The 22,392-nt window shown below is 71.9% G+C and carries 21 protein-coding genes; 9 read left to right on the top strand and 12 right to left on the bottom strand.

The window, feature by feature from the left end; all coding sequences use genetic code 11:
* Positions 1–116: 116 nt before the first annotated feature.
* The 3 genes from AB0A90_RS04835 (at position 117) to ppc (ending at position 5,429) form a co-directional block, all read left to right on the top strand.
* Complete coding sequence (locus AB0A90_RS04835; protein WP_357241702.1) at positions 117–1,277, top strand: serine hydrolase domain-containing protein; 1,161 nt, start codon at positions 117–119, stop codon at positions 1,275–1,277.
* 162 nt (positions 1,278–1,439) lie between these two features.
* Complete coding sequence (locus tag AB0A90_RS04830; RefSeq protein ID WP_357241699.1) at positions 1,440–2,513, top strand: hypothetical protein; 1,074 nt, start codon at positions 1,440–1,442, stop codon at positions 2,511–2,513.
* Positions 2,514–2,642: 129 nt separating this feature from the next.
* On the top strand, positions 2,643–5,429 hold the full coding sequence (gene ppc, locus AB0A90_RS04825; RefSeq protein WP_357241696.1) for a phosphoenolpyruvate carboxylase: 2,787 nt from the start codon (positions 2,643–2,645) through the stop codon (positions 5,427–5,429).
* Positions 5,430–5,497: 68 nt separating this feature from the next.
* Here ppc and AB0A90_RS04820 read toward each other — a convergent pair whose 3' ends face one another.
* The gene (locus tag AB0A90_RS04820; protein ID WP_357241693.1) at positions 5,498–6,298 is read right to left on the bottom strand and encodes a hypothetical protein; all 801 of its coding nucleotides are present in this window, start codon (positions 6,296–6,298) and stop codon (positions 5,498–5,500) included.
* Positions 6,299–6,352: 54 nt separating this feature from the next.
* Here AB0A90_RS04820 and AB0A90_RS04815 point away from each other — a divergent pair, with 54 nt between their 5' ends.
* On the top strand, positions 6,353–7,516 hold the full coding sequence (locus AB0A90_RS04815; RefSeq protein ID WP_357241690.1) for a DNA recombination protein RmuC: 1,164 nt from the start codon (positions 6,353–6,355) through the stop codon (positions 7,514–7,516).
* Between the two features lie 9 nt (positions 7,517–7,525).
* Here AB0A90_RS04815 and AB0A90_RS04810 read toward each other — a convergent pair whose 3' ends face one another.
* Complete coding sequence (locus tag AB0A90_RS04810; protein ID WP_357241687.1) at positions 7,526–7,960, bottom strand: hypothetical protein; 435 nt, start codon at positions 7,958–7,960, stop codon at positions 7,526–7,528.
* A gap of 40 nt (positions 7,961–8,000) precedes the next feature.
* On the bottom strand, positions 8,001–8,987 hold the full coding sequence (locus tag AB0A90_RS04805) for a 4-hydroxy-3-methylbut-2-enyl diphosphate reductase (RefSeq protein WP_357241684.1): 987 nt from the start codon (positions 8,985–8,987) through the stop codon (positions 8,001–8,003).
* Between the two features lie 114 nt (positions 8,988–9,101).
* Here AB0A90_RS04805 and xseA point away from each other — a divergent pair, with 114 nt between their 5' ends.
* Both xseA and AB0A90_RS04795 read left to right on the top strand, forming a co-directional pair.
* A complete protein-coding gene (gene xseA / locus AB0A90_RS04800; RefSeq protein WP_357241680.1) occupies positions 9,102–10,331 on the top strand; it encodes an exodeoxyribonuclease VII large subunit in 1,230 nt (409 codons plus the stop codon).
* 30 nt (positions 10,332–10,361) lie between these two features.
* Positions 10,362–10,583 (top strand): exodeoxyribonuclease VII small subunit, encoded by a 222-nt coding sequence (locus tag AB0A90_RS04795; RefSeq protein ID WP_030328827.1) that lies wholly within the window; start codon positions 10,362–10,364, stop codon positions 10,581–10,583.
* 43 nt (positions 10,584–10,626) lie between these two features.
* On the opposite strand, the gene AB0A90_RS04790 is transcribed toward AB0A90_RS04795, so the two are convergent.
* Together AB0A90_RS04790 and AB0A90_RS04785 are read right to left on the bottom strand one after the other, a co-directional pair.
* On the bottom strand, positions 10,627–11,475 hold the full coding sequence (locus tag AB0A90_RS04790) for a hypothetical protein (protein ID WP_357241678.1): 849 nt from the start codon (positions 11,473–11,475) through the stop codon (positions 10,627–10,629).
* Between the two features lie 163 nt (positions 11,476–11,638).
* The gene (locus AB0A90_RS04785; protein WP_357241675.1) at positions 11,639–12,286 is read right to left on the bottom strand and encodes a DUF4245 family protein; all 648 of its coding nucleotides are present in this window, start codon (positions 12,284–12,286) and stop codon (positions 11,639–11,641) included.
* Positions 12,287–12,445: 159 nt separating this feature from the next.
* Here AB0A90_RS04785 and glpX point away from each other — a divergent pair, with 159 nt between their 5' ends.
* Both glpX and AB0A90_RS04775 read left to right on the top strand, forming a co-directional pair.
* The gene (gene glpX, locus AB0A90_RS04780) at positions 12,446–13,477 is read left to right on the top strand and encodes a class II fructose-bisphosphatase (protein WP_357241672.1); all 1,032 of its coding nucleotides are present in this window, start codon (positions 12,446–12,448) and stop codon (positions 13,475–13,477) included.
* Complete coding sequence (locus AB0A90_RS04775) at positions 13,474–14,445, top strand: DMT family transporter (protein WP_357241669.1); 972 nt, start codon at positions 13,474–13,476, stop codon at positions 14,443–14,445. Before glpX ends, AB0A90_RS04775 begins: the two co-directional genes overlap by 4 nt.
* Positions 14,446–14,482: 37 nt before the next feature.
* Here AB0A90_RS04775 and AB0A90_RS04770 read toward each other — a convergent pair whose 3' ends face one another.
* From AB0A90_RS04770 to AB0A90_RS04740, 7 genes are all read right to left on the bottom strand, one after another.
* The gene (locus tag AB0A90_RS04770) at positions 14,483–16,147 is read right to left on the bottom strand and encodes a hypothetical protein (protein ID WP_357241666.1); all 1,665 of its coding nucleotides are present in this window, start codon (positions 16,145–16,147) and stop codon (positions 14,483–14,485) included.
* 65 nt (positions 16,148–16,212) lie between these two features.
* On the bottom strand, positions 16,213–17,181 hold the full coding sequence (locus AB0A90_RS04765) for an NAD(P)/FAD-dependent oxidoreductase (RefSeq protein ID WP_357241663.1): 969 nt from the start codon (positions 17,179–17,181) through the stop codon (positions 16,213–16,215).
* Positions 17,182–17,287: 106 nt separating this feature from the next.
* Positions 17,288–17,941 carry a rhomboid family intramembrane serine protease gene (locus AB0A90_RS04760; protein ID WP_357241660.1) on the bottom strand — a complete coding sequence of 218 codons (654 nt, stop codon included), beginning with the start codon at positions 17,939–17,941 and terminating at the stop codon, positions 17,288–17,290.
* A 107-nt stretch (positions 17,942–18,048) separates the two neighbouring features.
* The gene (locus AB0A90_RS04755; protein WP_357241657.1) at positions 18,049–18,726 is read right to left on the bottom strand and encodes a lytic transglycosylase domain-containing protein; all 678 of its coding nucleotides are present in this window, start codon (positions 18,724–18,726) and stop codon (positions 18,049–18,051) included.
* 277 nt (positions 18,727–19,003) lie between these two features.
* On the bottom strand, positions 19,004–20,419 hold the full coding sequence (locus tag AB0A90_RS04750) for a PhoH family protein (RefSeq protein WP_357241654.1): 1,416 nt from the start codon (positions 20,417–20,419) through the stop codon (positions 19,004–19,006).
* A gap of 415 nt (positions 20,420–20,834) precedes the next feature.
* Complete coding sequence (locus tag AB0A90_RS04745; RefSeq protein WP_357076516.1) at positions 20,835–21,170, bottom strand: hypothetical protein; 336 nt, start codon at positions 21,168–21,170, stop codon at positions 20,835–20,837.
* A gap of 31 nt (positions 21,171–21,201) precedes the next feature.
* Positions 21,202–21,546 carry a hypothetical protein gene (locus AB0A90_RS04740; protein WP_357241651.1) on the bottom strand — a complete coding sequence of 115 codons (345 nt, stop codon included), beginning with the start codon at positions 21,544–21,546 and terminating at the stop codon, positions 21,202–21,204.
* A 264-nt stretch (positions 21,547–21,810) separates the two neighbouring features.
* On the opposite strand from AB0A90_RS04740, the gene AB0A90_RS04735 reads away from it, so the two are divergent.
* On the top strand, positions 21,811–22,254 hold the full coding sequence (locus tag AB0A90_RS04735) for an XRE family transcriptional regulator (protein ID WP_357241648.1): 444 nt from the start codon (positions 21,811–21,813) through the stop codon (positions 22,252–22,254).
* The last annotated feature ends 138 nt before the right edge of the window (positions 22,255–22,392 follow it).

Below are 22,392 nucleotides of genomic sequence, written 5' to 3'. Positions count from 1 at the left end.
GTCGTGATCTGTCGGGTTAACCCCACCCGACCGGCGGGAGAGCCGCATTCACCCGCGGGCCGTGGGTCGACAGGGTCGACGGGGACAGAAGTCGTCACGTCGATGGGAGCAAGGTCATGATTCGTCAGCTGTGGACCGTGGTGGTGTCGGTCGGCTCGTTGGTTGCCGCACTCGCCGTCGCACCGGTGCCGGCCCATGCCGGCCCACCAGGGGCGGAACGTCAGGCGATGGCCGCCGCACTCGACCAACTGGTCGCCGACGGTTTCCCCGGCGCGGTGGCGTACGGCCGGGTGGACGGCCGACGGTGGCAGGTCGCGGCGGGCGTCGCCGATCGGGCCACCGGGGCGCGGGCCCGGCCGGACGACCGGTTCCGGATCGCCAGCAACACCAAGGCGTTCGTGTCGACGGTGCTGTTGCAGCTGGTGGGTGAGGGTCGGTTGACCCTCGACGATCCGGTCGAGCGGTGGCTGCCGAGGGTCGTGCGGGGTAACGGCAACGACGGTTCGACGATCACCGTCCGGCAGTTGCTCAACCACACGAGCGGCATCTGGGACCCGACCGGCGAACGGAGCTTCTGGGCGCCGTACCTCGACGACCACGACTGGGACCGGGTCATCGCACCCCGCACGGTGATCGCCCTGGCGGTGGCTCACCGGCCGGACTTCGCCCCCGGCGCCTCGTGGGGCTACTCGAACACGAACTACCTGCTGGCCGGTCTGATCATCGAAGCGGTCACCGGCCGGGACGCGGCAAGCGAGGTACGGCGGCGGATCATCGGTCCGCTGGATCTGCGGCACACCTCGTTCCCGATCACCGACCCGGAGATCCACGGCCGGCACCTGCACGGCTACGACCTGGGCGGGCGAGACGTGACCACCTTCAGCCCGTCCTACGACTGGACCGCCGGAGCGATGATCTCGACGGCGGCGGACCTGGCGCGGTTCCACCGGGCGCTGTTCGGCGGGCGACTGCTCGCGCCGGCCCAGCAGCGGGCGTTGGAGACGCTGGTGGCCACCGACGACGGGCCGGACGGGTACGGGCTGGGCGTGCAACGCATGACTGTCCCCTGCGCCGAGGGCCCGACGTCGGTGTGGACGACCGACGGCGGCGGGCCGGGCTTCACCAGCCTGGCGGCGACCAGCCTGGACAACTCCCGGCAGTTCGTCCTCGCCGGCAACGTCTACGACATCGACGCCGATGTTCGGGGGCTGCCGCCGGTGCCGGCGAGCGCGGGCGCCCTGGCCGCGCTGCGATCGGTGTTCTGCGCGACCGACTGACACCTGCGGATTCCGGCGCACGCACCTCCCGACGGGGTGCGTGCGCCACGCGCAGGTCCGTCAGTAACCGCACCGAGATCCGGCGGTCGACGGCGTCGACCCGGATCGCGCCCCGTACGGTTTTCGCCCGGCGAACAGCGAACCTACCCATACGCTGACAATATGGCTGAAAATCCGCAGGGTCGAGCCCGGGACTGGGCACCACGCAGCATCGGCCTGCTGCTCGGCACCCTCGCGCTGGCCACCGCGTTCATCGCCGCCTACGTCGGCGCGCTGCACCAGCCCACCCCGCGGGACCTGCCGGTCGGCGTCGCCCTCGGCGACCAGCGCGCCCAGGCGACGCTGGACGCCGTCCGGGGTCAGAGCACGATCATCACCCCAATCCGGTACGACGACGCTGGCGCCGCCGAGGACGGCCTGCTCAGCCGCGGGGTGTACGCGGTGCTCAGCACCGGCCCCGACAACGGCCTGCTCCTCACCGTCGCCAGCGCCTCCGGTCCCTCCGCCACCAGTGCGATCCGGGAGGTGCTCACCACCGCCGCCGCCCGCAGCGGCACGCCGCTACAGATCGTCGACCGGGTGCCCGTCACCTCGGCCGACCCGCGCGGGGTGGTGCCCTTCTACCTGAACGTCGGCTTCGTGCTCGGTGGCTACCTCGCCTCGACCGTGCTCGGGATATCCGTCGGCACCACCCCGCGTACGGCACGGCGGGCCGGGTTGCGGATCGCCGCCCTGGCGGTCTACAGCGTGCTGCTCGGCATCGCCGGCGCGGTCGTGGTCGGGCCGGTGCTGGACATCTGGCACCACGACGTACCGACGATCGCCGCCATCGGCGCGCTTGCCGTCTTCGCCGCCGCGCTGATCGCCAGCGCCATCCAGGGCTGGCTCGGTGTCGCGGGCACCGCGCTTGTCATCCTGCTCCTGGTGGTGCTCGGCAACCCCGGCTCCGGCGGCATCTACGCGCCCGAGTTCCTGCCCGGCCTGCTACGCGGCATGCACCGGTGGAACATCCCCGGGCTCGCGAACGACCTGACCAAGGCCGCGGTCTACTTCGACTGGCGATCGGCCGGCTGGCCGGCGATCGCCCTCACCCTCTGGGCGGTGCTCGGCGCACTCGGCCTGGTCAGCGCGAGCCTGGTGCGGGGCCGCCGGACCGCCACCGCCGGCCCCGGGTCGCCCCGCCCCGCCGCCGGGTCCGCCTCCGACGGCCCCGGATCAGCCCGCGACGGTGGCTGAGATCACGCCCGGAAACACCACCTCGGAGACAGTGGATCACCAGGGGGCCCTCCAGACACCCGGTGCGCGCGGATACCATCCAGTAAGTCGGACAGCGCTGTCCTTCGTATCCACGTGAGGGAGCGCACCGTGACTGACCAGCACGACCACGACGGCCCCGACGCCGCGCTGCGTGCCGACATCCGCCGGCTCGGCACCCTGCTCGGGCAGACGCTGGCCCGCCAGGAGGGTCGGCCGCTGCTCGACCTCGTCGAGGAGATCCGCGCCCAGGTCCGCACCGACGCCCCGGCGGCCGCCCAGCGTCTCGGCGGGCTCGACGTGACCACCGGCACCAAACTGGCCCGCGCCTTCTCCACCTACTTCCACCTCGCCAACATCACCGAGCAGGTGCACCGCGCGCGGGACCTGCGCCGCCGCCGCGCCGTACAGGGCGGTTGGCTGGACCAGGCCGCCAAGATGATCGCCGAGCGCGGGGTGCCCGCCGAGGAGATCGCCAACGCGGCACGCCGGCTGGCGGTGCGCCCGGTCTTCACCGCCCACCCGACCGAGGCGGCCCGCCGCTCGATCCTGTCCAAGCTGCGGGCCATCGCCGACGAGTTGGACACCGAGACCGCCAACGCGATCCTCTACGGCGCCAGCGACGAGGGTCCCGCCAACCGCCGGCTGGCCGAGCTGCTGGACCTGATGTGGCAGACCGACGAGCTGCGCCTCGACCGGCCGGACCCGACCGACGAGGCCCGCAACGCCATCTACTACCTGCGCGACCTCTACGCCGAGGCCGCCCCGCAGGTGCTCGACGACCTGGCCGACACGCTGCGCACCCTCGGCGTGGAGACCTCACCGACGGCCCGGCCGCTGAGCTTCGGCACCTGGATCGGCGGCGACCGCGACGGCAACCCGTTCGTCACCCCGGCGGTCACCCGCGACGTGCTGACCATCCAGCACGAGCACGGCATCGCCGCCACCGAGAAGGCGATGGACCACCTGATCAACGAGGTGTCCGTCTCCCGCCGGCTGCGCGGGGTGTCGCTCGACCTCTCCGCCAGCCTCGCCGCCGACCTGGACGCGCTGCCCGAGGTGGCGACGCGGTTCCGCCGGGTCAACGCGGAGGAGCCGTACCGGCTCAAGGCGCGCTGCGTGAAGGCGAAGCTCGCCAACACCCGGCAGCGGTTGCGCCAGGGCACCGCGCACGTGCCGGGCCGGGACTACCGGGGCTCCGCCGAGCTGATCGCCGACCTGGATCTGCTGCGCGCCTCGCTGGCCCGCAACTCCGGGCAGCTCACCGCCGTCGGTCGGTTGGCCTCCACGATCCGTACGGTGTCCGCGTTCGGCCTGCACCTCGCCACCATGGACGTCCGGGAGCACGCCGAGGCGCACCACGCGGTGCTCGCCCAGCTCTACGAGGCCGTCGGCGAGGTCTCCGACTACCCGTCGCTGACCCGGCTGGAACGCACCAAGCTGCTGGCCGACGAGCTGACCGGCCGTCGACCGCTGTCCACCCTCGACACTCCGCTCACCAAGCCGACCCGCAAGACGTTCGACGTGTTCAGCACGATCCGGGAGGCCCAGGACCGGTTCGGCACCGAGGTGATCGAGTCGTACATCATCTCGATGACCATGGGCGTCGACGACGTGCTGGCCGCGGTGGTGCTGGCCCGTGAGGCCGGCCTCGTGGACGTGCACAGCGGGCGGGCCCGGGTCGGGTTCGTACCGCTGCTGGAGACCCCGGCCGAGCTGAACGCCGGCGGCGAACTCCTCGACGACCTGCTGTCGCTGCCCGCGTACCGGGCGCTGGTGAGCGCCCGAGGCGACGTGCAGGAGGTCATGCTCGGCTACTCCGACTCCAACAAGGAGGCCGGGATCACCACCAGCCAGTGGTCGATCCACCGGGCGCAGCGCGCGCTGCGCGACGTGGCCGCCCGGCACGGGGTGCACCTGCGGCTGTTCCACGGCCGGGGCGGCACCGTGGGGCGTGGCGGCGGGCCGACGCACGAGGCGATCCTGGCTCAGCCGTACGGCACGCTGGACGGCGCGATCAAGGTGACCGAGCAGGGCGAGGTGATCTCCGACAAGTACACCCTGCCGTCCCTGGCCCGGGAAAACCTGGAGCTCACCCTGGCCGCGGTGCTCCAGGCGACCCTGCTGCACACCGCACCACGGCAGCCGGCCGAGATGTTGGAACGCTGGGACGCCACCATGGACGTGGTGTCCGAGTCGGCGTACCGGTCCTACCGCTCGCTCGTCGAGGACCCGGACCTGCCGGCGTACTTCTGGGCGTCCACCCCCACCGAGTTGCTCGGCGCGCTGAACATCGGCTCCCGGCCGGCGAAGCGCCCGAACACCGGCGCCGGGCTGTCCGGTCTGCGGGCCATTCCGTGGGTGTTCGGCTGGACGCAGACCCGGCAGATCGTGCCGGGCTGGTTCGGCGTGGGCTCCGGGCTGGCCGCCGCCCGCGAGGCCGGGCTGGCGGACGTGCTGGCCGAGATGCACCGCAACTGGCACTTCTTCCGCACGTTCCTGTCGAACGTCGAGATGATGGTGACCAAGACCGATCTGAGCATCGCCCGCCGGTACGTCGAGACCCTGGTCCCGAAGAAGCTGCACCCGATCTTCGAGCAGATCGAGCAGGAGTACGAGCTGACCAAGCGGGAGGTGCTGGCGGTGACCGCCTCGCCCGCCCTGCTGGAAAACTCGCCGGTGCTCCAGCGCACCCTCGCCGTCCGCGACACCTACCTCGAGCCGCTGCACCATCTCCAGGTGGCGCTGCTGCGGCAGTACCGGGAGTCCGGCGCCGCCGGGCGGGCGATCGCCACCGCGCCGGGCGGCCGACGCGCACCGAGCGACGGCACCGCCCTGGAACGGGCACTGCTCACCACTGTGAACGGCATCGCCGCCGGGATGCGCAACACCGGCTGATCAGGCCGAACGCGGAACGGACCCCGGTCGCTGCGACCGGGGTCCGTTTCGTCAGATCCGCCCGACGGTCAGAAGTCTCCACCGCCGAAATCGCCACCGCCGAAGTCCCCGCCACCGAAGTCGCCACCGGCGTAGTCGCCGCCGACGTCCCCACCCTGGTCGCCGCCACCGAAGTCGCCGCCCTGGTCGCCGCCGTCGCCGCCCTGATCGAAACCGTCGCCGAAGCCCTCCTGGTAGCCGGCGTCATAGCCGTAACCGGGGTCGGCGAAGGCCGGCGAGAACAGCGCGTCGGCGATCAGGATGCCGCCGAGCACACCGGCGCCCGCCCCCAGTGCCGTCTTCCACCACGGCGTCGAATACCAGCCGGCCGGCACCGGTCGACCCTGATAACGCCCACCCGGGTAGTAGTAGGGCGTTTCCCGGCCGGGTTGCGGACCGGCCCGGAAGGTCTGCCCCTGCACGTCGACCTCGCGCTCCCTGGTGAGCTGGCCCACGCCACGGGCGGCGGCCAGCGCCGGCACCTCGGGACCCGGGTCGATGCCCAGCGCGGTACGCGCCGCCCGGATGTACGCGAGCCCCTCCAGCGCGGTCTCCCGGGCCAGCGCGAACTGGTTCGGCGTACGCGCCTGCTCCAACTGCGAGCCGGCCGCGTTGTACCGCTCACCGGCGTCGGCCAGCGCCTGACGTACCGCTGGCTCCTCGCCGTGCAGGTTCATCAACTGGCCGCCGAGGCGCTCGTACCACCGCTGCGCCTCCGCGCGGGCGTCGCCGAGCGCGGTCCGTTGGCGAGCCCCAGCCTGGGCGCGGACGAGCGCCGCGGCGCCCAGCGCGCCGACCAGCACGACGACGAGGCAGAGCACAAGTTCCATGCCAACGAACGTACCCCCGCCTCGCACGTCGTACCGGTCTGGCAAGCTCCGGTGATGGACGTCTCGACGCTGCTCGTGGTGGTCGTGTGCCTCGGCGCCGGCGGAGCGGTCGGTTGGCTGGCGGCCCGGTCCCGGTCAGCGGCCGACATCGCCCGCCTCGATGCCACCCTGGCCGCCACCCGGGAGGGCGAGGGCCGGCTGGAGCAGTCCATGCGGGCGCTGGGTTACGAGGCCACCGCGCAGTCCCAGGAGGCGGTGGCCCGAGCGGTCGCGCCGCTGCACGACACCCTGCGTCGCTACGAGCAGCGGGTGGCCGAGCTGGAGCACGACCGGGTCGACGCGTACGCCGAGCTGCGCGAGCAGGTCCGGTCGATGACCGCCGTCTCCGGTGAGCTGCGCACCGAGACCAAGCAACTGGTGGCAGCGCTGCGCGCGCCGCAGGTGCGGGGCCGGTGGGGTGAGCACCAGTTGCGTCGGATCGTCGAGGCGGCCGGGATGTTGGAGCACTGCGACTTCTCCGAGCAGGTCACCGCCGCCACCGACCAGCAGGTCGTCCGACCGGATCTGGTGGTCCGGCTGCACGGCGGCCGATCGGTGGTGGTGGACGCCAAGGCGCCGTTCGACGCGTACCTGACGGCCATGGAGGCCCGTGACGAGCGGGGTCGCGACACCCACCTCGACGCGCACGCCCGGCACCTGCGGGGGCATGTGGACGCGCTGGCTGCCAAGTCGTACTGGTCGGCGTTCGACAACTCACCCGAGTTCGTGGTGCTGTTCGTCCCCGCCGACCCGTTCCTCGACGTCGCGCTCCAGCGTGACCCGACGCTGCTGGAGCACGCCTTCACCCGCAACGTGGTGCTGGCCACGCCGGCGACGCTTGTCGCCCTGCTCCGCACTGTCGCCTACTCGTGGCGGCAGGAGGCGCTGGCCCGCAACGCGCTGGCGGTGCACACCCTCGCCCGCGAGCTGTACGGTCGGCTCTCCACGCTGGGCGACCACGTGGGCAAGCTCGGGTCCTCGCTGGCCGGGGCGGTGACCGCGTACAACCGGGCGGTCGGCTCGTTGGAGGCCCGGGTGCTGGTCAGCGCGCGCAAGCTCGCCGAGTTGGGCGTGTCGGACGACGAGTTGGCCACGCCCGCGCAGGTCGAGTTGACGCCCCGGCAGCCGCAGGCGCCCGAGCTGGTTGATCCGTCCGACGACGAGGTCGCAGCCCGCTAGCCGGGCTGGTCAGGACCGGATGGCGTTCGACACGACGAGCGGGATGCCCTGCTGGCAGGTGGTCATCATGTCGGGCTCGGCCCGACCGGTGACCTCCACCCGCGCGCCCGGGGTCAGCACGTCCCGCGGCCCTCCGAGCAGCAGGTAATCGCCGAGCAGGACGCAGTTGGGCTCCACCCCGCTCTGCACCACCCCGGTCACGGTGGTGGCCCGGACCCCCGGGGGCGTGCTCGGCCCGCCCGGCTTCGGGCTCGACTGCCGGGCGGTCGGTGCGGGGTCGACGATCGACGGCGTGCTGGTCGGGTCGGGGGTGGGCGAGTTGGTCACCGGCTGCGTCCCGGTCGGCATCGGCGGGGGGTTGCCGCGTTCGGCGTCCTGGCCGCCGCAGGCGCTGAGCGCCACGCAGATGGTCAGCGCGGAGACGACGAGCCGAAGGGTTCTCATGCCAGATCTGACGTACGCCGGGCCGGGTTCGTTCCCGTGCTCAGCCGCGCGCCGCCGCGGCCTTCATGTCCCGCTTGAGTTCCTGCGGGAGCGAGAACACGAGCCGCTCGTTGGCGGTGGTGATCTCCTCCACGTCGGCGAAGCCCCGCGCGGCGAGATAGGCCAGCACGTCCTGGACCAGGTCGTCCGGGACGCTCGCGCCGGAGGTCAGGCCGACCGTGGTGGCCCCCTCCAACCAGGCGTCGTCGATCTCGTGGGCGAAGTCCACCAGGTGGCCGGCGCGCGCGCCCGCGTCCAGGGCGACCTCGACCAGACGGATGGAGTTGGAGGAGTTCGTCGAGCCGACCACGATCACCACGTCGCAGTCGGGGGCGATCTCCTTGACCACGTGCTGCCGGTTGGACGTGGCGTAGCAGATGTCGTCGCTGGGCGGCGACTGCAACAGCGGCAGTCGCTGCTTGAGCCGGGCCACGGTCTCCAACGTCTCGTCGACCGAGAGCGTGGTCTGGGAGAGCCAGACGACCTTCTCCGGATCCCGGACGGTGACCTTGTCCGCGCCGTCCGGGCCGTCGACCAGTTGGATGTGGGCGGGGGCCTCGCCGGCGGTGCCGATGACCTCTTCGTGCCCCTCGTGGCCGATGAGCAGAATGTCGTAGTCCTCGGCGGCGAACCGCTTCGCCTCGTGGTGCACCTTGGTGACCAGCGGACAGGTCGCGTCGATCGCCTTCAGCGAGCGCTGCTTGGCCTGCTCGTAGACCTCGGGAGCGACGCCGTGCGCGGAGAAGATGACGGTGGACCCCTCCGGCACCTCCTCGTTCTCCTCCACGAAGATCGCGCCCTGGGCCTCCAGGGTCTGCACGACGTGCTTGTTGTGCACGATCTGCTTGCGCACGTAGATCGGGGCACCGTAGAGCTTCAGTGCCTCCTCGACCGTCTGCACGGCGCGGTCGACACCGGCGCAGTAGCCCCGGGGCTTCGCCAGGAGCACGCGCTTACCGGTCCGGGGAGTCGCCTCAGCCTCAGTCACCCCCCCATCGTACGTGCCGCCGGTCAGCCCCGGTGATCAAGAGGTTTACGTCAGAAACGCGCCCGATGCTGACGCAAACTTCTTGATCACCGCGAGGGTCCGTAGGGTGGGCGGGTGACTGAGGGGGCGCGCAGCAGCGCGGAGGAGCCCTGGCCGGTTCGGGTGGTCAGCCAGAAGGTGGGGGCCTGGATCGCCAAGCTGGGCTGGGTGTGGGTGGACGGGCAGGTGGCGCAGATCAGCCGCCGCCCCGGGGCCAGCACTGTCTTCCTCACCCTGCGTGACCCGTCGGCCGACCTGAGCCTGACCGTCACCACCAACCGGGACGTGCTCGACGCCGGCGCACCGGAGCTGCGCGAGGGCGCCCGGGTCGTGCTGCACGCCAAGCCGGAGTTCTACGCCGCCCGGGGCACGTTGAGCCTGCGCGCCGACGAGATCCGTCAGGTGGGGCTCGGGGAGTTGCTGGCCCGGCTGGAGAAGCTCAAGAAGCTGCTCGCCGCCGAAGGGCTCTTCGACCGCGCCCGCAAGCGCCGGCTGCCGTTCCTGCCCGGCCGGATCGGGCTCATCACGGGTCGGGCGTCCGCGGCGGAGCGGGACGTGCTGACGAACGCCCGGCGACGCTGGCCGGCGGTGGAGTTCCGCACGGTCAACGTGGCCGTGCAGGGCCCCTCCGCGGTGCCGCAGATCGTCGACGCGCTCCGGGTGCTGGACGCCGACCCGAGCATCGACGTGATCATCATCGCCCGCGGCGGCGGCGGCATCGAGGATCTGCTGCCCTTCTCCGACGAGGCGCTCTGCCGTGCCGTGTTCGGCTGCCGTACTCCGGTGGTCAGCGCCATCGGTCACGAGACGGACGCGCCGCTGATCGACTACGTCGCCGACGTCCGCGCCTCCACCCCGACCGACGCGGCCAAGCGGGTCGTCCCCGACCTCACCGAGGAGGTACGCCTCATCGGTCAGGCCCGGCACCGCCTGGAACGGGCGGTGCGCAACCTCGTCGATCGGGAGACCCACCGGCTCGACGGGCTGCGGTCCCGGCCGGTGCTGGCCCGACCGCAGGTGATGGTGGACCAGCGGGCGACCGAGCTGACCGCGTTGCGCCAGCGGGCCGGCCGCTGCCTGGAGCACCGGCTCGTCGCCGCCGACGACGATCTGCGCCACACCCTCGCCCGGCTGCGCGCGCTCTCCCCCGCCGCCACCCTGGACCGGGGGTACGCGATCGTGCAGCGCGCGGACGGCCACGTGGTGCGCGCAGCGGCGGAGGTCGGCAAGGGCGACGCTCTACGGGTACGGCTGGCCGACGGTGAACTGGCCGCCACGGTCGACGGCGCAGTGGCGACGCGGTGACCGGGCGAGCGGTGTGCTGAGATGGGTGCGATGACTGACGACACGAAGGCCGGGCCGGACGAACGGCTCAGTTACGAGCAGGCCCGCGCCGAGCTGGCCTCGGTGGTCGAGCGGCTGGAGGCCGGCGGCACGTCCCTGGAGGAGTCGCTGGCGCTGTGGGAGCGCGGCGAGGCGCTGGCGGTGATCTGCCAACGCTGGCTGGATGGGGCGCGGGCGCGGATCGACGCCGCCCGGCAGGAGCCCGCTTCCTGACCGACCGCCGGTGGGGCGGCCGGAGCCGCCCCACGCGGACGCGTCAGTTGAACAGGTTGTACAGCTCGGCCGGCGCCTCGACGATCTCGGCAGCCGGCGGCTTCTGGGCAGCGGTGGCGGCACCGTAGTCGGCGTACGTCATCTTGACCTCCTGGGCGGCGGTCTGCCCGGCGGCCGGCAGCTGTAGCACCAGCTCGCTGAGCCGGCCCTGCGGGTCGACCTTCGCGGTGAAGGGAACCGTCTTCGCCTGGGTGCCCAGCGCGGCGATCGTGGCGGCGTTCAGCGAGCCCGCCTCGGCGGCCTTGGTGACGTCGATGGTGCCCGCGTACGCGCCGGTGCCGGTGCTGCGGACCTCGGTGATGCCCTGGGTGAGCACCGCGCTACCGGCCGGGTCGACCTTCTCGAAGTCGAACCCGAGGCTGCGGTTGCCCTTGATCCGGGACTGGTCCAGGTGCTGGTACTTGCCGAGGTTGAGCTGCTTGATGGTGGGCAGGCTGTCGGCGGTGGCGCCGCTCAGCTCCAGCTTGACCCAGCTGTCCGGCTTGTAGTGGATCACGTCGAGCTTCATTGCCAGGTCGGACGAGGGTCCGCCGATCGCGACCTTCATCGTCGCGCTCTGGCTCGGCTGGTGCACCTGGCCCTCCGCCGTCGAGCCGGCGCCGGCGAGGGTGAATCGGAAGTTCCCGTTGCTGATCTCCTTGGTGGAGTCGAGCAGGGCCTGCTTGGCGTCGCCCGCCGCCGGGGCACCAGACGGGCTCGCCGTGCCGGAGGCGGTCGCCGTCGGAGTGGCGGTCGATCCGGCGCTGCCGGTCGTACCGCTGCCGCAGGCGGCCAGGGCGGGCGTGAGCAGAGCGGCGGCTACCAGGCCGGCGCCGAGTCGTCGAACAGTCATACGTGTCTCCCAAGAGGGTCACCCGACGACCTGGACGGCGCCGGAAACCGGGCGACGCGGCAGCACCGTCGGCCGCGACGCGCGATCCGGGTCGAGTCAGCGCGCCCGGATCACTCCCTCTCTGTTCCCTGTCGACGGGTCGGACAATCGCCCTTCTGTCCGATCAGTGCAGCGAGCCGGCCAGCTCGCGTAGTTCGTTGTTCCCGGCATCACCGACGACGATCACCGTGCGGGTCGGTTCCAGCAGGACCAACGCCTGCTGGTTGCCCCGGGCCGCGTAGAGCTGCCAGGTCCGCCCGGCCAACTCGGTCGGCCCCTGGGGCTGGCCCTGGTCGGTCAGCTCGGCGGGGAGCAGCCGCTCGGCCGGCACACTGCTCTGCAGGAGTTGGACGCCCCGCCCCTCCGGGGTGAGGTAACCGATCCGCAGGTTCGCACCGCCGTCGACGGTCTGGTAGCGGGCGCTGACCGTCGACCAGTCGGAGCCGAGCCCCTCCGGCTGGCTCACCGGAAACACGTTCGCCGACCGGGCCTGTTCGATGGCCGGGGCCGGATCGACGGTCGTGGCCTGATCACCACCCAGAAAGCCCCGGTAGAACGCCAGCAGCAGCGCGATCGGGACGAGCAGAACCAGCAACGAGATCGCCATGTCCTTCGGCGACCGCTCGGATTTGGCGGGCGCCGCCCGCTGCGGTGGCGTCGGGTCATCGCCGGCGCTCTCACCACCGGGGGCGACGGGGACGTCGACCGGCGGCTGACCGTCGGGTGGCGTGCGGTCGGCGGGTACGCGGTCGGCTGGCTGTGCGGGCTCCACCCCTCCATCTTCGCAGCCGCCCGACCGGCGGTATCCAGGCCATCACCGCCCCGCGCCAACGCCCGGTCGGCCATCGTGTGAGGATCAGCGACAGAGCCGGCAGCGGGGACCGCCCCGCCGCCGGTCGTCCCCGCACCGTCGCGAGGAGGAGCAGCCGTCATGACCAACACCAGGACGCGGATCCCACAGGATCTCGACCGAAACCTCGCCCTCGACCTGGTCCGGGTCACCGAGGCCGCCGCGATGGCGGCCGGTCGGTGGGTGGGCCGGGGCGACAAGGAGGGTGGCGACGGCGCGGCCGTCGACGCCATGCGCAAGCTGATCAACTCGATTCAGATGCGTGGCGTGGTGGTGATCGGCGAGGGCGAGAAGGACAACGCCCCGATGCTCTTCAACGGCGAACACGTCGGCGACGGCACCGGCCCGGAGGTGGACGTCGCCGTCGACCCGGTCGACGGGACCACGCTGATGAGCAAGGGCATGCCGAACGCCGTCGCGGTGCTCGCCGTCTCCGAGCGGGGCGCGATGTTCGACCCCAGCGCCGTCTTCTACATGGAGAAGCTCGCCGTCGGGCCGGCGTACGCCGACGTGATCGACATCAACGCCGGGGTGGCCGAGAATCTGCGCCGGATCGCCAAGGTCAAGGGCACCGACGTCTCCGAGGTGACGGTCTGTGTACTGGACCGGAGCCGCCACGACGACCTGGTCACCCAGATCCGCCGGACCGGGGCGGGCATCCGGTTCATCTCCGACGGCGACATCGCGGGCTCCATCGCGGCCGCGCGGGGCGAGTCAGAGGTCGACGTGCTGATGGGCATCGGCGGCACCCCGGAGGGCATCATCTCCGCGTGCGCCCTGAAGTGCATGGGCGGTGCGATGCAGGCCAAGCTCTGGCCCCGCGACGAGCAGGAGCGGGAGAAGGCGCTCGCCGCCGGGCACGACCTGGACCGGGTGCTGGGCACCGATGATCTGGTCACCGGTGACAACTGCTTCTTCGTGGCGACCGGGGTCACCTCCGGAGATCTGCTGCGCGGGGTGCGGTACCGGGCCGGCGGCGCGTACACCCAGTCGATCGTGATGCGGTCGAAGAGTGGCACGATCCGGGTGATCGACTCGTACCACCGGCTGGAGAAGCTGGCGCTCTACTCCGCTGTCGACTTCGACGGTCGTCCGCTGGCCGAGCAGGAGTGACAGCCACCAACACGGAGACACCGCAGATCCTGTCGGCCGCCCGCCGGGTCACCGGCGTCGCGTTGGCGTCCGTCTCCGGGGTCGCGGTGGCGGTGCAGTCCCGGATCAACGGCGAACTGGGGGTACGCCTCGCCGACGGCTTCGCCGCCGCGGTCGTCTCGTTCGGCATCGGCCTGCTGGTGCTCCTGGTGCTGGTGCCCGCCACCCCCGGTGGGCGGCGTGGGCTGGCCGCGACGCGGCGTGCCCTGGCGACGGGAACGCTGCGGCCGTGGCAGTGCCTCGGCGGGATGTGCGGGGCTTTCCTCGTGGCCACCCAGGGGCTCACCATCGGCACGCTCGGCGTGGCGGTCTTCACCGTGGCGGTGGTGGCCGGCCAGACCGGCAGCAGCCTCGCCGTGGACCGGGCCGGGATCGGGCCGACCGGCCGGCAGCCGGTCACCCGGCAGCGGCTGGCCGGCGCGGTGCTCACCGTGCTGGCGGTCGGCCTGGCGGTCGGCGACCGACTCGGCGACCCGGGCGCGTTGGCGCTGGCCCTGCTGCCGCTGCTCGCCGGGGTGGGCATCGCCTGGCAGCAGGCCGTCAACGGCCGGGTCCGGGCGGCGGCCGACAGCGCGTTGACCGCCACCCTCGTCAACTTCGCCGTCGGCACCGTCACCCTGCTCGTCGCGTTCGCCATCGACATCGCCGTCCGCGGCTGGCCGAACGGCGACCTGCCGAGCGAGCCGTGGTTCTACCTGGGCGGCCCGATCGGCATCGTGTTCATCGCGATCGCCGCCGCGATCGTGCGCTTCACCGGTGTGCTGCTGCTCGGTCTGGCCACCATCGCCGGCCAGATCGTGGGGGCGGTCCTGCTGGACCTGGTGCTGCCCACGGCGGCCTCCCACCCCGGTGTGAACACCCTGCTCGGGGCGGCGCTGACCATGGTGGCGGTGCTGATCGCCGCGTTGGCGCCACCCGCCCGCCGCTGACCCAACCTCCCGCAGGGGGCAGCCGCACGTCGGAGGTTCACGGCGGCGGCGATTGCGACGGGTACGGCGGATCAGGGACCCTCGGTGGGTACGCAGGGTAGGGCGCAGGCGGGTAGGGCACGTGCGGCGGGTAGGGCGGGCGCGGTGGGTACCGGCGCTCGAACCCACGGGCCGGATCCACCAGCCGCGCGATCCGGGTGGCCAGCAGCACGCCCGGCACCGCGGCCAGTAGGGCGAGCGCCACCGCGAACCGGGTCCGCGACGGGGTGCCGTACAGCCAACCGACGAGCGGCAGCACAGCCAGGAGCGCGGTGAGCAGGAGCCCGGTGAGCGCCCAGCCGATCCAGCGCCGCAGGGCGCCCTGGTAGGAGGCTCGAACGATCATGGCCACCACGGTGAGGACGCCCACCGCCAGCACGAACGGCACGGCCATGAACGCCAGGGTGTCGTCGTCGCGCTCCCAGGCCGCGGTCAACACCATCCCCGCGACCAGCATCGACGCACTGCTGACGACCCCCCACCAGCGCGGACCTCCACCACGGCGGATCACGAGATGACCGGCGAGCGCAGTGACCGCGCAGCCGAGAGTCAGCGCCAGCGTGACGGCGAGCAGCAGGTCCAGCTGGCGGTCGCCGGGTCCGCCACCGCCCAGCCGGGGCGGTTCGTCCCACGACGCGCCGAGCTCCTCGAAGAGGAACCCGTCGCGCTGCCACCCACCGTCGGGCAGGCGGCGGAGAAACCCGTCCCGCCCGTTGGCGACGAGCACCTCGTGCCCACCCCCGGCGTGGGGGTAGACGACCAGATCGCGGGAGGCGAAGTGGCGCTGGAAATCGCCCGGGTTCGGCGACCGGCGGGCCAACTCCTCCCGCTGCCCGTCGGGCACCTCCCAGGCCACCCGCCAGGTCGCGCCGGCGTCGTCGCTCTCCTCGACCCGTAGGTGCCCGGTGACGATCCGATAGCAACGCCGGGGCGCGTCCGACGCGCACGCCTGCTGCTGCCCCACCTCCTGGCGGGACAGTCGCCGCTGCTCGTCCTCCGTGGCCGGCCGCCAGGTGGCCGCGCCGTCCTCGCTGACCGCCCACTGCCCGTCCAACGGGCTGGCCGGCCAGTCCGAGTTGCTGTAGCCGCTGCCGACCGAGATCGCCGGGTGGCCGTCGAGCGTCGCGGTGCTCAGCGCGTACGGATAGTAGATCGGGCTGGTGGCGGCTACCGCCAGCACCGCCGGTGGCAGCACCACCAGCAGTCGGACCAGCCGGGCGGTCCGTTGGCGCACCGGTCGGCGGCGCGACCGGGTCCAACTCCACCAGGCCAGGCCGAGCGCCGGCAGGGTGAGCAGGTCGGTCCGGTCGGCCCGGACCAGCGACGGCCCGGCCAGCACGGTCCAGGCCGACGAGGCCAACTCGGCGGCGTACCCGCTGGATTTGACGAGCGCGAACCCGGCGCCCACCGCGACCAGGCCGGCCAGCGCGGCGGCTCGGGCCGGCATCCGCGGCACCAGGAGGGTCAGCAGCACCGCGACCAGCGGCGGGGCGAGCACCAGACCGGCGACGTCGCTCAGCTTGCCGGTCAGCAGGCCGGGGTGGGCCGCCTTCAGTACGTGGTCGTTGACCAGCAGCAGGACCAGGGCGGTCACGGTGGCGGGATGGCAGAGCCAGGACAGCGTGGTGGGTGCGCCGTCCTGCGGTTTCTCGGAACCCGTCATCCGGACAGGATCCGGTCGACCTGTCTCGATCCGGACTCAGGTGGGTCTGGGTCCGATACCGACCGTCAGCCGGCGTCGGACGAGTGCCCCGGGAAGAGGTGTGCGCTCGGGTCGATGGCCACGGCCGCGTTGTTGACAGCCGTCGCCGCCTCGCCGAAGCCGGTGGCGATCAGCCGCACCTTGCCCGGGTATTCGGTGATGTCGCCCGCCGCGAAGACCCGGGGCAGGTTGGTGGCCATCGCGCTGTCCACCAGGATGTGCCGGCGGTCCAGACGCAGACCCCACTCGGCGAGCGGTCCCAGATCGGCGGTGAAGCCCAGCGCGGCGACCACGGTGTCCACCGGCAGTGTCTCGGTGGCACCACCGCGGACGGTCACCTCGGCGGCGGTCACCGCGCCCTCCCCGATCAGCCGGCTGACCTCGGCGTTGACCACCACCCGCACCGGTAGGGACAGCACCCGGGCGACAGTCGAGGCGTGCGCCCGGAACTTTTCCCGGCGGTGCACGAGGGTCACCGAACGGGCCAGTGGTTGCAGCGCCAACGCCCAGTCGAAGGCGGAGTCGCCACCACCGACGATCAGCACGTCCCGGTCGGCCAGCGCGGCCGGCTCGGTGACGAAGTAGACGATCCCGGTGCCGGGAGCGCCGTCGGCGCACGGCAGCGGCCGCGGGCTGAAGCTGCCGAGCCCGCCGGTGACCACGACCGCACCGCAACCGACCTGCGCACCCCCGGCCAGGCCGAGCACTGGGCGGTCGTCGACGTACGAGAGTTTCTCGGCACGGGTGTCGAGCAGGTATTGCGGTGCGAACGGGGCGGCCTGTGCGACCAGGTTGGCCACCAGGTCCCGGCCCTTGACAGCGGGAAAGCCGGCCACGTCGAGGATCAACTTTTCCGGGTACATGGCGGTGACCTGACCGCCGGGCTCGGGCAGCGCGTCGATCACCGCCACCGACAGACCTCGGAACCCGGCGTAGTACGCGGCGAAGAGACCGGCCGGACCGGCCCCGATCACGGCGACATCGACCTCGCGCATGGCGTACCGTCGCTTTCCGCTTACGGATCAACGCAGGCTGATCTTCGACGGTAGGCGGGTGTCGGTGGTCCGGCAAGCACCCCTCCGGGGCGCGCCGGGGAATTGGTCAGGGCAGGCGGAGGGTGTCACCCGAGTAGTCCGGCCCATCCAACGCTGGGCGTCGACGGCGGAACAGGATCGCCGCCACCACCCCTCCGAGCAGGCCGAACAGGTGACCCTGCCAGGAGATCCGCTCGTCGGTGGGGAGGATGCCGACCAGTTGCCAGCCGTAGAGCAGGCCGACCAGCAGGAAGACCGCGAAGTTCCACCAGCTGCGTTCGACGATGCCCCGGGTGAGCAGGATGCCCAGGTAGCCGAAGATGACGCCGCTGGCACCGACCACCACCGAGTTGGGCGAGCCGGTGAACCAGACGCCGAGCCCGCTGACCAGGATGATGACCAGGGTCGACCAGAGGAAGCGGCGGGCGCCGGCGGCCAGGACGAACGTGCCCAGCAGGATCAGCGGGATGCTGTTGCTGTAGAGGTGGTCGAAGCCGTGGTGCAGGAACGGGGAGAAGAAGACCCCGTCCAACCCTTCGATGCGCTGCGGGATGATGCCGGCGTTGGCGTCCAGGCCGAACGCGAGCCCCTGGTCGACGGCCTCGATGAGGAAGAGGAACGGGACGACCGCGCACATGGCGACGAACGCCCGGCCGAGCGCGGCGTAGAACGCCTCGGTGCCGAACCGGTAGGGGTCGCCGCTTGACGGGTGCAGGGTCACTCCACAACTGCTATCAGCAAAAGCGGCCGACCGCCACTCACGTCCCGTCCGAAGTACGCGCGAAGGCGGGGCGAGTGGAGACCCACCCGCCCCGCCTTCGAGAGCTGTCAGTAGTGGTTGTTGTTCTGGAAGAAGGTCCAGGCGCCGCAGGGCGTCTTGTACCTGCCCTTGATGTAGCCCAAGCCCCACTTGATCTGGGTGGCCGGGTTGGTCCGCCAGTCGGAGGCGACCGAACCCATCTTGCTGCCCGGCAGGGACTGCGGGATGCCGTACGCACCGGACGAGTTGTTGGCGGCCTTGTGGTTCCAGCCGCTCTCCTTGGTCCAGAGCTTCTCCAGGCAGGGGAACTCGGAGATGCCGAAGCCCGAGTCGATCATGAGGGCGCAGCCGATCTTGCGGTTGCCGCTGTACTCCTCGCAGGACGCCGGGATCGGTCCGTCGTACGGCTTGGCGGGCGCGTTGGCGGCCGCGCGTTCGCGCTTGCGGGACGCCGCGGCGGCCTCGGCCCGACGGGCCCGCTCGGCGGCCTCCTTCGCGGCCTGCGCCGCCCGCAGCTTGGCCTGGTACTCGGCGGCCCGCTGCTTGGAGACCTGCACCTGGTGGGCGGCCTGCCGTTCCCGCTGGTACGCGAGGTCGGCCTGGTCGATCTCGCGGCTAACCTGCTCGGTCAGGCCCTGTTGCTGGGTTTCCCGGTCTTCGCCCAGGTAGAAGCCGCCGGCAACGCCCACGGACAGCAGGGCGACAGCAGCCGTACGGGCACCCAACCGGCTCCACAGCCGACTCACGAAGTGGTCCCTTCGTCGGGAGCAAGGACGTGGCGCGGCCGGGCCACAGGTGGGCTGCCAACCGTGCCACGAGCGTCCCGACCGATTGCCGGTCGCGCCGACACACCGACCGCCGCCGATGTCGCCCGCCTCGCGACGAACGATCACCAACGATCCGGGTGGTGCGTGGACGCTCGTGGGACACGATTGCGCACAGTGAGGCCGATGGGAAACCGACCGGCGCCTTTGTGATCTGCGCCACACGTTTAATGCGGACAAAAGCCCACAAAAGCACCCGTCAGATCGGGATGTCCTCCAGGAGATCGGTGACCATCGCGGCGATCGGCGACCGCTCCGAACGGCTGAGGGTGACGTGCGCGAAGAGCGGATGACCCTTGAGCGCCTCGATGACGGCCGTCACGCCGTCGTGCCGACCGACCCGCAGATTGTCCCGCTGGGCCACGTCGTGGGTGAGCACCACCCGGGAGCCCTGCCCGATCCGGGACAGCACCGTCAACAGCACCCCGCGCTCCAGGGACTGCGCCTCGTCCACGATCACGTAGGCGTCGTGCAGGCTGCGACCCCGAATGTGGGTCAGCGGCAGCACCTCCAGGATGCCCCGCGAGGTGACCTCCTCCAGCACGTTCTCGTGCACCACCGCGCCGAGCGTGTCGAAGACCGCCTGCGCCCACGGCGACATCTTCTCCGACTCCGAACCGGGCAGGTAGCCCAACTCCTGGCCGCCGACGGCGTACAGCGGGCGGAACACGATCACCTTCTTGTGCCGGCGGCGCTCCATCACCGCCTCCAGCCCGGCGCAGAGCGCCAACGCCGACTTGCCGGTGCCCGCCCGGCCGCCCAGCGACACGATCCCGATCGACTCGTCGAGCAACATGTCGAGGGCGATGCGCTGCTCGGCCGAGCGGCCGTGCAACCCGAACGCCTCCCGGTCACCCCGCACCAGCCGGACCGACTTGTCCGGCAGCACCCGGCCGAGCGCGGAGCCCCGCCCCGAGTGCAACACCAGGCCGGTGTGGCAGGGCAGACCGGCTGCCTCGTCGAGGTCGAGCGTCTCGCCGGCGTACAACGACCCGATCTGCTCCTCGGTCAGGTCCATCTCGGACATGCCGGTCCAGGTCGGGTCGCTGGCCTGACCGTGGCGGTACTCGTCGGCCCGCAGGCCCACCGAGGCCGCCTTGACCCGTAGCGGCATGTCCTTGCTGACCAGGGTGACCTCCCGGCCCTCGCCGGCGAGGTTGAGCGCGACGGAGAGGATCCGGGCGTCGTTGCTCTCGGTCCGGAAACCGGGTGGCAGCACGCCGTCGTCGGTGTGGTTGAGCTCCACCCGCAGGGTGCCGCCGACGTCGTTGGCCGGCACCGGTCGGTCGAGTCGACCATGCCGGACCCGCAGGTCGTCGAGCATCCGGAGCGACTGCCGGGCGAACCAGCCCAGCTCCGGATGGTGCCGCTTGCCCTCCAGTTCGGTGATGACCACCAGAGGCAGCACCACCTCGTGCTCCGCGAACCGGTGGAACGCCGCCGGATCGGAGAGCAGCACGGACGTGTCCAGGACAAAGGCCTGGCCGGCTGGTCGCGGCTCCTTCGGGTCGGCCGGCGCGGCGGCCGCCGTGCGGCGGCTCCTGGTGGCACGGCGGTTCGTGGCAGTCGCGGCCGGGGTCTGGTCGGCACCGGCGGTGGTACGGCGAGTCGTCACAGGCCTGCTCCGACGGATGGGCATCCGCCACCCGTGTTCCGGCTCCTCCGGTGCCCGGGGACACGGGGTCGGATGCGGAACCCCATGCGCGAGGTCGCAGATCCGGGCGGACCGGCTGGCTCGGGAGAACCCCGTGCCATGCCTAGACGCTAGCCCCGCCGGACCCTTCCGGCTAGGGGGCCGACGTGGATCTACCTAGACGGGCGTGTGAACACGGCTTCGCGGGGTCCCGCACCACCGGGAAGGCCGGCGGTGGGCGCGGCGGAACCGGCCGGGATGCATGCCCCCTGCGCGCACCCCGGCCGGTCTGGGGTCACCGTCACCGGTCTGACGTGACCCCGACGGTGCGTGTCCGCCGCGGACGACGCACCGCGTCGGTGGTGTCGGTCGGCGGGATCGTGCCCGCCGACCGACCTCAACCGGTACGTCGAACGAGCGTGCCGGTCGGGTGCCGCCCGGTGATCGGGGCGGCCGGCGCACTGAACGACGAGCCGGTGTACGTGGTGCCGGGGCGGGCGACGGTGCTGGCCGAGCGGACGACGCCCGCCGGGGAGACCGACAGGGCGGAGGCGATCGCGGCCTGGGCGTCGCGGCGACGGCGGTTCCAGGCGCCCCGGTCACCGTCGAAGTAGCCCTGCCGGTAGCCGAAGCGGTAGCCGATGCGGTAGCTGAGCTGCCCGTGCAACCGGCCGGCCGCGTAGCTGGTCGCGCCGAGCACCAGGACGAGGAATACCGCGAGAAACGGGCTCATCGGGCGACCCCGGCCCGGCCCGGACGCCCGGTCACTTCTCCTCCGGCTCGATCGTGGTGGGATCCGCGACGAGCAGCCGGTCCAGGTCGTCGGTGCTGACCTCCTCGACCAGCTCGACGCTGATCCGGCAGCCGTCCAGCATGATCTCGGCCACCGAGGAACGGCGGATCTCGCCGCCTGCGTCGTAGACCCGGACGCTCAGCTCCGGGCAGCCGAGGTGGGTACGCCAGGCGTTCCACTCGGCGCGGTCGCCGACACTCAGCGACAGGTAGCGGCAGCCTCGGGCGAGGTAGAGGCGCCAAGGGGCGGTCAGCCCCGCGGCCACCCCCTCGGCGATCAGCCCGAAGGCCTGGGCGCGGGTGGCGAGCTCGGTCACCACACCCCCTCCGAACCGGGGGTGTGACGCATGTGAGCACCAATCGTCTCATGCACGTGACACACCGTAGATTGTCCCATGGGCGTGACAGTATCAGCTTTTCGTCCGCTTACGCTTGCCACTACGGGCATCTATTCTGCCCGCGTGACACCCCTCGACAGTGGCACTGAATCGTTTACCGGAAATCCGAAGCTACCGTCACGTAGGCGTGACAGTGGCGAGCCGGGGCGCGCGCTCGTCACCGGCTGGCCGTACGGTCACGGGGTGACCGAGACGGCCAATGCGCGGAAAATCGCCTTCGCCACCTTCGTCCGCCGCGCCCTGGACGAGGCACGAGCGACCCGAGCCTGGAGTGGCACCGAGGTGTCCCGGCGCACCGGGGTCTCCCGGCAGACCATCAACCGGTGGGTCCGGGGCGACTGGGCCAGCGACCCGGAAGCCGAACGGGTGGTCGCCTTCTGCGAGGGCCTGGGGCTGAACCCGGCGGCCGCCTTCGCCGCACTCGGCTGGGACCGCACCGCGGCCGGCCCCCGCGGTGGCCAGCCCGCCCCTCCGATGGACCCGGACGTGGAGGCCCTGCTCCGCCGCCTGGTCGACCCGAACGTCTCGGACGCGGAGAAGTTCCACATCCGCGAAACCATCAGATATCTCGCATACCGCCCAACGCTGCCGGTCGATGTCCGAAATAGAGGCAATCAAGCAGGGTAGTTCCTCAGATGGCGAAAGAACGCCTGGTCAGGTTCATTCGTTTGCCTCCGGGGCCGGAACGGGCACGCTAGCGTCCGTACTCGTACTGCTTGGGCTCGTCATCGGCGGGGGGACGGGACAAGGCCGAACCCAGCCCTG

Origin of the sequence: Micromonospora sp. NPDC049204, from assembly GCF_040647935.1 — a bacterium.
In the GTDB taxonomy this organism is placed as follows: domain Bacteria; phylum Actinomycetota; class Actinomycetes; order Mycobacteriales; family Micromonosporaceae; genus Micromonospora.
This window is presented reverse-complemented; position numbering and strand designations above follow the sequence as displayed.